Source organism: Bacillus cereus group sp. MS39 (assembly GCF_040448665.1).
Taxonomy (GTDB): Bacteria; Bacillota; Bacilli; order Bacillales; family Bacillaceae_G; genus Bacillus_A; species Bacillus_A wiedmannii.
Window position 1 is genome coordinate 4,816,137 of the sequence record NZ_CP123058.1, and the last position, 12,659, is coordinate 4,828,795.

Genomic DNA, 12,659 nt, shown 5'->3' on the forward strand with positions numbered 1-12,659 from the left:
TATTTGAAATCGACCAAGGAGGTTATAACTATGGAAATTCGCTTATTAACGACAGAGGACGCAGAAATATATTTAAAAGTTTGTATGGAAGGTTTAACGAAGAACCCGGAAGCTTTTAGCTCTTCTTATGAAGATGTTCTTAAACATGAGGATCCTGTAGCTGCTATGGCAAAACGATTAAGCAATCCGGATAAGTATACTCTAGGGGTCTTCAAAGATAACGATTTAATCGGCATTTCTACTTTAGAAACAAAGCCTTTCATTAAACAAGAACATAAAGCAAAAATCGGTTCCGTTTTTGTTTCCCCAAAAGCGCGTGGCCTTGGAGCAGGACGAGCTCTAATTAAAGCAATTATTGAAAATGCCGATAAACTACATGTAGAACAACTTATGCTCGATGTTGTAGTTGGTAACGATGCTGCAAAAAAATTATATGAGTCATTAGGCTTCCAAACTTACGGCGTACAAGAACGTTCTTTAAAACATAACGGTCAATATTGGGACGAGGAACATATGGTTCTGTTCTTAAATGATTAATACTTCAATATAGTTTTCCAAAAGCACCTTTTGATTAAAAAAGGTGCTTTTTTCATTACAACAATGTAATCTTCATGTCACCTTTATCGATCGTACCAAACCTTTCCATTCATTATACTAAAAGTATAAAGTGAGGCACCAATTATGAAATGAACGTATAGCATTCAATTGATAGATAGAGGAGAATGTGACATGAAACAAAACAAACGAGCTATGCTTTTAATATTTACTACAGCAATTGTAACTTCTGGGTTAGCCATTTTACCTTGGTTTATTATATAGAACTATTCCCCTAATAACGAAAAAAGCTTATTGCTTCTTAAGAAGCAATAAGCTTTTTTATATTATAAAATCCCCAAAATTTTATTTACACAACTTATAATAATAACCATAGATACGGCAATGCACATGACAACCGTATTACGATCTTGCTTTTCTTTTTTTGAAATTTCTTCTTTTGGATTCATGTGTATGATCTCCTTTTAAAAAAAGTGTGAGATAGGAAATTTTTCTTATCCGATGCGAGGTGAATACGAAAACCCTCTCTATCTCACATACACAATAGAATGGAATTGTCATTTTATAAATAAAATGACATGACGTTATGTCGCAACATAGGGTATTTTGTGTCGCTACGTTTTCTATTATAAGAAATAGTTGTGCAAAACTAGTGCATTTTTTATGTCAATTACTCTGAGCGAAAAATAACTCTTCCACTCAATCACATAAAAAGAGTTTTTTATTATTTTCATGTAAACTATACAAGTAGAATGAACAGTTTGGGGTGCACAATATTATGGTTAAAATTTTATTAGTAGACGATGAAGAACGCATGTTACGATTATTAGATTTGTTCTTAAGTCCTCGTGGCTATTTTTGTATGAAAGCTACCTCTGGCCTTGAAGCACTAAAGTTAATAGAACAAAAAGACTTCGATATTATTTTGTTAGATGTTATGATGCCGAATATGGATGGATGGGATACTTGCTATCAAATCCGTCAAATTTCCAACGTTCCAATTATTATGCTAACAGCCCGCAATCAAAGTTACGATATGGTGAAAGGTCTCACTATGGGCGCAGATGACTATATTACAAAACCATTTGATGAGCATGTATTAGTCGCAAGAATCGAAGCTATATTACGTCGTACAAAGAAAGATGGATTTGTTAGCTTCAATGGTATCGAGTGGGATAAAACGAAACATACTGTCACAGTTTATAATGAAAAAATCTCCCTGACACCTATCGAGTTTTCGTTACTTGGATTATTTTTACAAAACACAAACCGTGCTTATAGCCGAGATGATTTAATCGAAAAAATTTGGGGTTATGAAACAGACATTGAATATAGAACAATCGATTCACATATTCGTAATATCCGCGATAAATTACGCAAAAAAGGATTTCCTGTTGAAGATTACTTAGAAACTGTCTATAAAGTCGGATATAAATGGAAAAGTGAATAATTACTTCGGTCAGTGGACAATAGTATACCACTGACCCTTTATATGAAATAAGGTATGGTGAGAAAATGAGTAAACTTTCACTTAAAGTTGGGACATACTTTTTAATATTAGCTTTATGTATTGAAACAATTGCTTTTGTATCTTTTTACAAAAGCATTTCAACAATGCGCATTGAGGAAGAAACACTTGCTCTTTTAGAGAAAGGAAATCGCTATAGTAAAATTATTAAAAAACGCGCGAAGTGGGATGTATATTCTAAAGAAAAGAAACTCATGGAAAGCGCTGAACACAGTAAACGGCCTAAACGTGCTATGTACCCCGAGTTTGATATCAACACTGCGGCTGAACACTTAGTTGAATCAGAATTAATTGCTAACTCTGATATAGCTATCATTATAACGGACAATAACGGCAAAATTATTTCTACCTCAGAACCTGTAACAAAAGAAATGCAAAAACAACTTACTTGTAAAACAGAGACTATCCCAGAAGGTGGATTAATCAATGAAAAAAACTGGAAAAAATCAAAATTCATCTCAACAGTAAGCCCGCTGGAACTTCAAGGATTTCAAGGTAAGTTGTATATGTTATTAAAGACATCTTTCTTAGAAAATATGTTACTTAAACTCATGAATCAATTTCTTATCATTAGTGTTTTGACAATTATTTTAACGACTATTTCTGTCTTTGTTTTTTCTCGTGTTATTACAGAACCGCTTATAAAAATGAAGAGGGCAACAGAAAAAATGTCAAAATTAAATACACCAATTCAATTAGGTATTAAACGGAATGATGAACTTGGAAGTTTAGCAAAAACGATTGAAGATTTATCTAGTGAACTGACTTATATGAAAAAAGAACGCAATGAATTTCTCGCTAGTGTTGCCCATGAACTATTAACTCCATTAACCTATATGAAAGGTTATGCGAAGGTAGCAAAGAGAGACTCTTTAACGAAAGAAGAGCGTGAAGAATACTTACAAATCATTGAGGATGAAACAGATAGTGTAACCGATCTCGTCCAAGATTTATTTATGCTGGTGCAATTAGAACAACATCAGTTTGTTATAAAAAAACAAAAAGTGATTCTTCAACCATTTTTAGAACGAATGGTTGAAAAAACAAAAACAACATTAACTAACAAACAAATGCAACTCCATGTATATTGCAAAGATGATTTAGAAGTTTGCATAGACGAAAGACGTATGGAACAAGTTATGTTAAATTTATTACACAATGCTTATCAACATTCGCCAGAAAACACATCTATTACGATACGTGTACTCACGGAAACAGATTATTTTACAATAAATGTAGACGATGAGGGAGAAGGTATTCCTGAAGAAGATATCCCGCATATTTTTGATCGTTTTTATCGTGTTGATAAATCGAGAACGAGAGCTACTGGAGGAAAAGGTATTGGGCTAGCTGTTGCAAAAGAAATTGTAGAATTGCATAACGGTTCCATTCTAGTAACAAGCCAATTAGGAGTAGGAACAAACTTTAGAATCGAGCTACCTTTTGAATAAGATGCGTGTGAAAACACCAGTAGTAGTAAACACTACTGGTGTTATTTTGTTCATAAAATCAGCTCATATAAGCTAAGCTTTTGAAATTATTCTTATTTCAATATAAAATAAAGGTACATTTGCAAAGATTTGGAGGGTGATACAATTGGATATCCATGTATTAACAAAAGACGAAGCGGAAATTTACTTAGAACTTCGTGTAGAAGGGTTAAAGCAAAACCCTGAAGCTTTCAGCTCTTCTTATGAAGATATTATTAATAAAGAGTGTGCGATTGAATATAAAGCACAAAAATTAGCACAAGATGAAAACTATACGCTAGGTGCATTTAAAGATGGACAATTAATCGGGGTTGCAACACTGGAAACGAAACCATATGTAAAACAAGAACATAAAGCTAAAATCGGTTCTGTATATGTTTCTCCAAAAGCACGCGGACTTGGAGCAGGAAAAGCACTTATTAAAGAATGTCTTGAACTTGCTAAATCTTTAGAGGTGGAACAAGTTATGCTTGATGTTGTTGTTGGCAACGATGGTGCGAAGAAACTTTATGAATCATTAGGTTTTAAAACATTCGGTGTACAAGAACGTTCACTGAAATATAACGGACAGTATTGGGACGAAGAGCATATGGTCTTATTCTTAGATGAAAATAAATAATAAAAAACATCCTCATGCCTGGAGGATGTTTTTTACTTTCTTGTATACCATGCCTTATGTAATAATTGAATCGCTTTCGCAATTTCGTCTTCTGATAAAATTGCAAACCCAAGTAAAACTACATTTTCAGGCGCAGTACCGTCTTTATAGTACGTAGAAACAGGATATATTTTAATACTATATTTTGCAGCTTCTTTAATGAGTTCTTCTTCTCGCATTCCATTATGCACTTGTAATAAAATGTGTAATCCAGAATCTTCTCCGATCACTTCAACACGATTAGAGAAATACTTCTCTATTTCAAAAACAAGTCGATCCCTCTTTTTTCGGTAAACGACACGCATTTTATGAATATGTTTTTCCCAATAGCCTTCATTTAAAAACCTTCTTATCACTTCTTGGTCCATTCTTGAAACACTTTGCGTATAAAATAAATATTCCTTTTGATACTTTTTAATTAAATTCTTCGGTAATACGATATAACTCATCCGTAATGAGGGCAACAAAGCTTTTGATAGCGTCCCCATATAAATAACTTTCCCATCTGTATCTAATCCTTGTAGTGCCGGAATTGGCTTTCCTGAATAACGGAATTCACTATCGTAATCATCTTCAATAATATACCTGTCTTCTTCTTTCTTTGCCCATTGTAAAAGCTGCGTCCTTCTCGTAATAGGCATAATCATTCCATATGGGAACTGATGAGAAGGAGTTACAAATACAACATTTGCATCGCTATTTTCTAACTCTGCTATACAAATTCCGTCTCTATCTAAAGACAACATTTGAACCTTCTTTTCTCCCTGTTCAAAAACAACCATTTTCCTGTGATAACCTGGGTTTTCAACTGCATAATTGCTTCCCTTTAACAATTGAAACAGTAGCTTTACTAATATTTGTGTACCCGCCCCTAATACGATCTGGCTAGCTGAACAACGCACACCTCTAGATTCATACAAATAGTTCGCAATTTCCTCCCTTAAGCTCAATTCCCCTTGAGGGTGTCCAAGAAAAAGTAACTCATTATTATGTGGCTGCCATACATCATTTATAAGCTTGCGGTACGTAGTGAACGGAAAAGTATCCGTATCAACCCCTGTTTGGGTGAAATCAAATTTATAGTTCTCCTCCCGAAACGATACTTCTTCTACTTTCGCTTCGCTTCTTTCTACATAAATCATTTGTTCAATTTTACATACGAAATAACCTTTTCTCGATGCCGATTCAATATAACCTTCTGCAAGTAATTGCTCGTAAGCCGCTTCTACTGTATTCTTACTCACTTGTAAATAGCTCGCCAGCTTTCTTTTAGCAGGTAATTTTGTAAAAGCCGGAATCGTTCCATCTTTAATCTCTTTTTTTATATACTCATACAATTGCACATACAATGCTATTTTACTTTTCGTATTTAAATTAGGCGTTAATTCTAACATAATATCTGACCCCTTAATAAAACTAAAATCTGATACTTTTTACAGTACCAGAAGTTATATATAATTCCTTGTATCATGTCACACATAAAAAATCAAATACTCGAGAGGGGATGCATGATTATGAACAACAATAGACGGATTGGACTCATTATGATTATTACAGGAGCTACCTTATGGGGATTATCTGGCCCGATGATTCAGTGGCTATTTCAACATACTAACGTATCATCAATTGATTTTTTAACAATTCGCTTGTTGCTTGCGGGAATATTTATTTTATCTTTCTTGCTTATAAAGAAACAAAACATATTTCAAATTTGGAAACATCCTAGACATTCTATACAACTTATTATTTTCTCTATTCTCGGCATGCTCGGTGCGCAATACGCCTTTATTGAAACAGTTCATATTAGTAACGCGGTTACAGCGACATTATTTCAATTTCTTGGCCCTGTTCTTATTACCATTTATGTCGCATTTGGACAAAGAAAATTCCCTGCTTCTATGCAACTACTTGCAATTATAACTGCCCTAACAGGAACGTACTTTATTATTACAAACGGTTCAATTGAAAATATTGTTTTATCGAAAGAAGCCATTATTTTCGGCCTATTAACAGCAATTGGCTTTGCATTTTATACCCTTCATCCAGCTTCTCTTATTAAAGAATGCGGAACAACTGTAGTAATTGGCTGGGGGATGTTAATCGGTGGCATTGCCCTGCTTATTTGTAATCGCTCGTTTGAATGGAATCAGCTTTCACAAACTTTTACACAAAAAACTTTTTCTATGCTTATTCTTATCATCATAAGTGGCACTCTTTCTTTCCTCCTTTATATCGGTAGTCTGAAATATTTAGCAGCAACAGAAACAAGCATTTTATCTAGCATTGAACCACTTGTAGCTGCCATCGTTTCAATCGCTTGGCTGAATGAATCCTTTGGAGCCTATCAATTATTAGGCGGCGTATGTATCGTTCTTTCTGTTATTTTCTTAACGATGCCGCAAAAAGAGAATGAACCTACCTTTTCAACTGAACAAATATAAAAAATGTCAAAAGAGGTCGTACAAAACTTACGACCTCTTTTGACGTTTTAAAGGAATTGTCCCGCTTTCTAGCAAATACAATTACACTAACAATAAAAATTAGGAGTGTGACACCATGAAAAAAATTGGAACTATGCTACTTTTCTCTTTTCTCATCGCTGGATGCACACAAGCGCAACCTGATTCAGAAGCACCTAAAAAAGAAGCCATCGCCACGTCATCCACTCAAGTTAATGCACCTTCCTTCTTTCATCTTAGCGTTTTAAAAGATGTAAATTGGGAAGAAACCCCCTCCTTCATACAAGAAAAAATACCTTTAAAAGGCATCGAAGAAAAAATTGCAATGGCTGATAGCCCTATTATCGTAAATGAAAAAAATGAAATAATGTGGTACTTTTTAGATCCTGAAATGCCAACTGGAAAACTATCTATTATTGCACTAAAACAAGGATCAGTAACTCCAACACCAGTACTCTTTCAACAAGAAACTTCCAAACCAACTTGGACTACTTCAAATACAATTGATTCCACTACAAACGAACTTCCTCTCACTATGTCACTACCTTCACCTGGATTATGGGTATTAAATATATATGTGAATGAAAAATATTATGATCAGTTTGTAATTACTGCTGAGTAAAGTGACAAAACTAAAACACTTTCTTACAACAATGTAATTTCTACGTCATGTACTTCGATAGTTGAAGTATCTCTCTTCTCTTATACTTAAAATAAGAAATGACACGAGGAGAGATGAGAGATGAAAAAAATGATAGAAGTGATTGTAGCAGTAACTGAGGTTTTAGTAAATGGTAAACAAGTTGCAATGGAATTAAATAAATAGTGAAGAAACACAAATAAATAATTTTACACTTCTTCATTATTTTGATTTCTTATCTCAAAAAAGCAGTGCCTTTTTAGGCACTGCTTTTAGCTATTAATAACTTGGTATTTTCATAATTTGCGCCACACCTGAATCAATGGCTGCTTTCGCTACAGCTTCCGCAACACTTGGAACAACTCTTTTATCTAACGGATTCGGGATTACATAATTCGCATTACGTTCTTCGTCCGTAATGATGTTAGCGATCCCATATGCTGCCGCTAATTTCATCTCTTCTGTAATATCAGTCGCGCGCACATCTAACGCACCACGGAATATCCCTGGGAACGCCAATACATTATTTACTTGATTCGCATAATCTGAGCGCCCGGTTCCTACTACAGCTGCCCCAGCCTTTAATGCATCCTCTGGGAAGATTTCTGGAATTGGATTCGCCATAGCAAACACAATTGCTTTCTCATTCATCGTTTGTACAAGTTCTTTCGTTAATACGTTAGGAGCAGATACGCCAATAAAAATATCAGCTTGATGAATCGCTTCTTTTAACGTTCCACGCACATATTCTCGATTTGTCTTTTTGGAAACTTCAATTTGTGCTTCGTTCATCCATGATTCACCTTCACAAACAATACCTTCTAAGCTAACTAACGTAATGCGCTTTGCACCAGCTTTTAATAATAATTTTCCAATTGCAATTCCTGCCGAACCCGCACCGTTAATAACAATTTTCACATTATCCATTTGTTTGCTAACAACTTTTAATGCATTAATAACAGCTGCTAAGACGACAATAGCTGTTCCATGTTGATCATCATGGAATACAGGAATATTCGTTTCTGCTTTTAATCGCTTTTCAATTTCAAAACAGCGTGGTGCCGCAATGTCTTCTAAGTTAATTCCTGCAAACGTAGGCTCTAAATTTTTCACAAGGGTAACGATTTCATCCACATCAGTCGTACCTAAACATAATGGGAAAGCATCTACATTCGCAAATTTCTTAAATAAAATACTCTTTCCTTCCATAACAGGCATAGCTGCTTTCGGTCCAATGTTCCCTAAACCAAGTACTGCTGTTCCATCTGAGACAACTGCCACCATATTACCACGTGCTGTATAGTCATACACTGTTTCTTCATCTGCTGCAATTGCTTTGCAAGACTCCGCTACACCTGGTGTATATGTCAGGCTTAAATCATCCGCTGAATTCACTTCTACTTTACTTGTAATTTCAATTTTCCCTACTAATTCTTTATGCAATAACAATGATCTTTCATTAATTTGATTTTCTAACATACTTATATTCTCCCCTTAATTTGACAAGCTAGCTATATGAATATAGCTAGCTTGTTTGATCATGAAAACATTTTTAATAAAATTGTCGCTGTTACAACCATTGCTGCCCCGCCTAAACGTGTTGAAATTTGCGCAAACGGCATTAATTCCATACGATTTGAAGCTGATAAAATAGCAACATCTCCAGTTCCACCTAAACCACTATGACATCCCGTTACAATTGCTGATTCAACTGGATACATTTTCATCACTTTCCCTACAAGAAAACCTGATGCTACCATTGTAAGAACAACTGATGCGCACACAACAACATATCCTACTGAAAGAACTGCTGCTACGTCTTTTAGCGGAATATATAGCAATCCTAATCCAACCATTAACGGCCAAGTTAAATTCTTTGAAATAAATTTATATAAATGGAATGCTCCTTGCTCCATTTTTGCTGGCATTAATTTAAAGTATTTCACAAGTGCTGCTGAGAAAATCATAATGATTGCCCCAGGAATACCGATGAACTTAGAAGCAAATCCTCCGAAGATGAAGAACGTACACGCAATTAATAAACCTGCTCCCATTAATGAGAAGTCAATTGGCTTCTCTGTATTTTGTTCTTTTAATAACTCTGCTTGATTGTCTGTTTTTACTAATACACCGTTACCACTAAGCTCCGGTTTCTTCTCACCTAAACGCTTCATATACCCTGCACTTACGATTGCGAACATATTTCCAATAATAGCTGCTGGAATAAGCTGTGATACAAACGTTGCTGATGATTCATTTAAAATATCACTATAAGCTAGCGATAATGGTAAAATCCCTTCCCCAATACCACCACTCACAATTGGTACGATGATGAAGAAGAATGTTTGCTTCATTTCAAATCCAAATAGTGAACCAACCAATAATCCTACTGCTACAGAAGCTAACGTCCCTACTACTAAAGGAATAAACATACGAACGAAACCTTGTACTAACACTTTACGGTTCATTCCTAAAATACTTCCGACTACTAAACAAGAAATATATAAATATAAAAAGTTCGATTTTTTCATTAACATAGTCGCAGCTTCCATTGAAGCTGGATTCATCCAGTTAAAAAATACAAGTAATGATGGAATAAATAACGAAAGTATTGCCGGACCGCCGATATTTTTTAAAATTGGAATTCTCATCCCAATGTCGCCTAAGAAAATACCCATGATCATAATAACTGCAAATCCACCAATCATATCTGCTGGCAATTTATTATATACAGATGCCCCATAAATAATAGCAGCCAATACTACATATAACGGTAAAGGTATAACACCGATTTTTACATTCATAATTTTAGAAGCGAAAGATTCTCTTTGTACTTCATTTCCTTCAGAAAATGATACCGCTTCCACATTCTTTTGAATTCCCATATGGCACCCCCTTGTTTTCTTAATAACAATATTAAAACGCTTTCAATAGTAAAAATAGTTTTTGTAAGTTTTGTAATTGATTTTGTAATTAAAAAAAGTATAAGCGACTTATAATAAGTCGCTTATACGTAAAACTCTATTTTATTTTGGTCAATACATCTTAATTTACTCACTGGTCTTCCTACATGTTGATACACCATTTCGTTTTCTAATACTCCAATGCTAGTCAAAAACATTACATATTTTCGAATAGAAACCCTTGAAACACCAACTAATTGCGCCATTTCCTCTGTTGTAAATGCTCGTCCATTCAGCGACTCGATCTTCTGCCAAATTAATTGCATCGTTTGCTTCGTTAATCCTTTCGGAAGCTCTTTAGTGACAGTAGGCTCTCTTTTTTCTTTTTGCAAAATTAACGAATCTAATTCCGATTGACTAATTTTTTTTTGTTCTTTCATGAAAGTAAGCTTTTCTCGATATATAGTTAACGCCTTTTTAAATCGTTCAAATGTAAATGGTTTAATTAAATAATCTACTACACCATATTGTAATGCTTTTTTAATGCTCCCCATATCATGTACAGCTGAAATCATCATAATATCGATTTCTTTTTCTTGGTTCCGAATATACATTAAAAGCTCAAATCCAGTCTCTTCAGGCATAAAAATATCAAGTAATACTAAATCTACTCGTGATTCCTCTAATACTTCTATCGCTTCTTTAACGGAGTTAACTGCTTGAACAAGTTCAAACCCTCCTACTTGCTCTAAATAATGCGTATTTAACATTGCTACCATCGGGTCATCTTCTACAATTAAAACTTTAATCATATTTGCCTCTCATCCCTACCTTTAGGTATTTCAATTGTTATCGTTGTTCCCTTTCCTACTAATGAATGCATATGAATTTCCCCATTTATTCGCTGTATACTTTCTTTTACAAGATACAAACCATAACCACGGTTATCTCCCTTTGTGGAATAACCTTTCGTAAATAATGCCCCTATTTCTTCTTCTGGTATACCTTTCCCCGTATCTTGTACTGTAATGATTAATGTATCCCCATATTGTATCTCAAGTTCAACTTGCTTCTTTTCACAATTCGTCACTGCCTCTAATGCATTATCAATTAAATTTCCGACAATCGTAATTAGTTCATGAATAATACTTTCATCATCTATTTCCGGCATGTAAGAATCTTCACTTATGATTAATTTTATATTTTTCTCTCTAGCATAGCTAAGTTTCCCAAGTAAAAAACCAGCAAATACTGGACTTTTTATTCTCTCCATAACCCCACCAATTTCATATTGATGCTCTGATACCATACCGCTTATATACTTCTGTAATTCTTCATACTGCTTCATGTGTGTAAGTCCTAATACGACATGCATTTTATTCATAAATTCATGCGATTGTGCCCGTAATGCTTCCGCATATAGTCTAATACCAGTTAATTCTTCTGCTAATTTTCTAACCTCTGTTTTATCACGAAATGTTGCAATTGCACCAACTATTTCTCCTTTTACATATAAAGGAACACGATTCGTCACAATCGTAATTCCATAAATATTTTGTTCTTCGTTTAATTGTACCTCTCCCGTTTGTAATACTTCTTTTATACGTGAATTAGGCATATACAATTCAACATCTTTACCGATAAAATCTTCTTCAAGTCCACTTTTCTTAAACAATCGTTTTGCCTCATTATTTATTAAAGTTACATTAGCTTCTTTATCTACAGCAATAATACCTTCCTTTACAGATTGTAGCATCGTATTTCTTTCTTCAAGAATTTTCGCTATCCTGTGAGGTTCAAGACCAAATAAACTTTTCTTTATATGTCTAGCTAATAATATTGCTCCTATAATTCCGACTAGTACTCCAACTCCGACACCAATGTAAATGATATATCTACTTTCCTTAACTCTCTCTTTTACATTATCTGCTGAAATACCAACTGCCACCGCTCCAAGTTGTTCACCTGTTTCAGAAAATACAGGTACAAACACTCGCATTGAAATACCTAAAGTTCCTTCTGCCAGCGATACATGTTCCTTTCCTTTCAATGCAGGCCCTTCATCTCCCCCAATAAAATGATGGCCTATTTTTTGAGGATTTGGATGTGATTTTCTTATTCCATTCATGTCCATAACTACAATAAATTGAACACCTGTGTTTTTTAATATTCTATTTGTATACGTTTGGATTGCAGAAGTATCTGCTTTCCCAATCAAACCATCGATTACAATTGAATCATTCGCCACAATGTGTGCAATTGTTTTTGCTTTCTCTGCTTGGCTATCCTCCGTCGTCCGTTCTACATTATGACTAATTAATATATCTGTCACAAGTAAAGAAAAAATTACAACTGTACAAACTAACAATGTAATCGTTTTCCATAAATTCCATAGTCTTTTTCTTTTTTTCATCCCGTTAATGACT

Annotated in this window: 12 protein-coding genes; 6 read left to right on the top strand and 6 right to left on the bottom strand. The window is 34.4% G+C overall.

Translation table 11 applies throughout. From position 1 onward, the window contains the following. Positions 1 to 30: 30 nt before the first annotated feature. Positions 31 to 537: a GNAT family N-acetyltransferase gene (locus QEP67_RS24980; protein ID WP_000405878.1), complete on the top strand. Its 507-nt coding sequence runs from the start codon at positions 31 to 33 to the stop codon at positions 535 to 537. A 344-nt stretch (positions 538 to 881) separates the two neighbouring features. On the opposite strand, the gene QEP67_RS24985 is transcribed toward QEP67_RS24980, so the two are convergent. Next, positions 882 to 1,004 carry a hypothetical protein gene (locus tag QEP67_RS24985; protein ID WP_001068388.1) on the bottom strand — a complete coding sequence of 41 codons (123 nt, stop codon included), beginning with the start codon at positions 1,002 to 1,004 and terminating at the stop codon, positions 882 to 884. Between the two features lie 329 nt (positions 1,005 to 1,333). Here QEP67_RS24985 and QEP67_RS24990 point away from each other — a divergent pair, with 329 nt between their 5' ends. The 3 genes from QEP67_RS24990 to QEP67_RS25000 all read left to right on the top strand — a co-directional run bounded on the left by QEP67_RS24990 (position 1,334) and on the right by QEP67_RS25000 (position 4,192). Then, positions 1,334 to 2,005, top strand: coding sequence for a response regulator transcription factor (locus QEP67_RS24990; RefSeq protein WP_000238952.1), 672 nt, complete (start codon positions 1,334 to 1,336; stop codon positions 2,003 to 2,005). A 65-nt stretch (positions 2,006 to 2,070) separates the two neighbouring features. Further along, positions 2,071 to 3,534, top strand: a complete 1,464-nt coding sequence (locus tag QEP67_RS24995; RefSeq protein ID WP_000041034.1) for a HAMP domain-containing sensor histidine kinase — start codon at positions 2,071 to 2,073, stop codon at positions 3,532 to 3,534. A gap of 145 nt (positions 3,535 to 3,679) precedes the next feature. Then, the gene (locus QEP67_RS25000; RefSeq protein ID WP_000351216.1) at positions 3,680 to 4,192 is read left to right on the top strand and encodes a GNAT family N-acetyltransferase; all 513 of its coding nucleotides are present in this window, start codon (positions 3,680 to 3,682) and stop codon (positions 4,190 to 4,192) included. Between the two features lie 32 nt (positions 4,193 to 4,224). On the opposite strand, the gene QEP67_RS25005 is transcribed toward QEP67_RS25000, so the two are convergent. Further along, positions 4,225 to 5,625 (bottom strand): PLP-dependent aminotransferase family protein, encoded by a 1,401-nt coding sequence (locus QEP67_RS25005; protein ID WP_061673513.1) that lies wholly within the window; start codon positions 5,623 to 5,625, stop codon positions 4,225 to 4,227. A gap of 120 nt (positions 5,626 to 5,745) precedes the next feature. Between QEP67_RS25005 and QEP67_RS25010 the strand changes: the two genes are divergently transcribed. Both QEP67_RS25010 and QEP67_RS25015 read left to right on the top strand, forming a co-directional pair. Beyond that, positions 5,746 to 6,672, top strand: coding sequence for an EamA family transporter (locus tag QEP67_RS25010; RefSeq protein WP_001063914.1), 927 nt, complete (start codon positions 5,746 to 5,748; stop codon positions 6,670 to 6,672). 115 nt (positions 6,673 to 6,787) lie between these two features. Beyond that, entirely contained in the window at positions 6,788 to 7,312 is a 525-nt protein-coding gene (locus QEP67_RS25015) for a DUF4871 domain-containing protein (protein ID WP_000719656.1), read from the top strand. 297 nt (positions 7,313 to 7,609) lie between these two features. Here the strand turns inward: QEP67_RS25015 and QEP67_RS25020 are convergent, their stop codons facing one another. The 4 genes from QEP67_RS25020 to QEP67_RS25035 form a co-directional block, all read right to left on the bottom strand. Further along, positions 7,610 to 8,809: a malic enzyme-like NAD(P)-binding protein gene (locus QEP67_RS25020; RefSeq protein WP_000892416.1), complete on the bottom strand. Its 1,200-nt coding sequence runs from the start codon at positions 8,807 to 8,809 to the stop codon at positions 7,610 to 7,612. 59 nt (positions 8,810 to 8,868) lie between these two features. Then, positions 8,869 to 10,215, bottom strand: a complete 1,347-nt coding sequence (locus tag QEP67_RS25025; protein ID WP_000512725.1) for a 2-hydroxycarboxylate transporter family protein — start codon at positions 10,213 to 10,215, stop codon at positions 8,869 to 8,871. Between the two features lie 122 nt (positions 10,216 to 10,337). Next, positions 10,338 to 11,045, bottom strand: coding sequence for a response regulator (locus QEP67_RS25030; RefSeq protein ID WP_048567119.1), 708 nt, complete (start codon positions 11,043 to 11,045; stop codon positions 10,338 to 10,340). Beyond that, a complete protein-coding gene (locus tag QEP67_RS25035) occupies positions 11,042 to 12,646 on the bottom strand; it encodes a sensor histidine kinase (RefSeq protein WP_016089373.1) in 1,605 nt (534 codons plus the stop codon). Before QEP67_RS25035 ends, QEP67_RS25030 begins: the two co-directional genes overlap by 4 nt. Between the last annotated feature and the right edge of the window lie 13 nt (positions 12,647 to 12,659).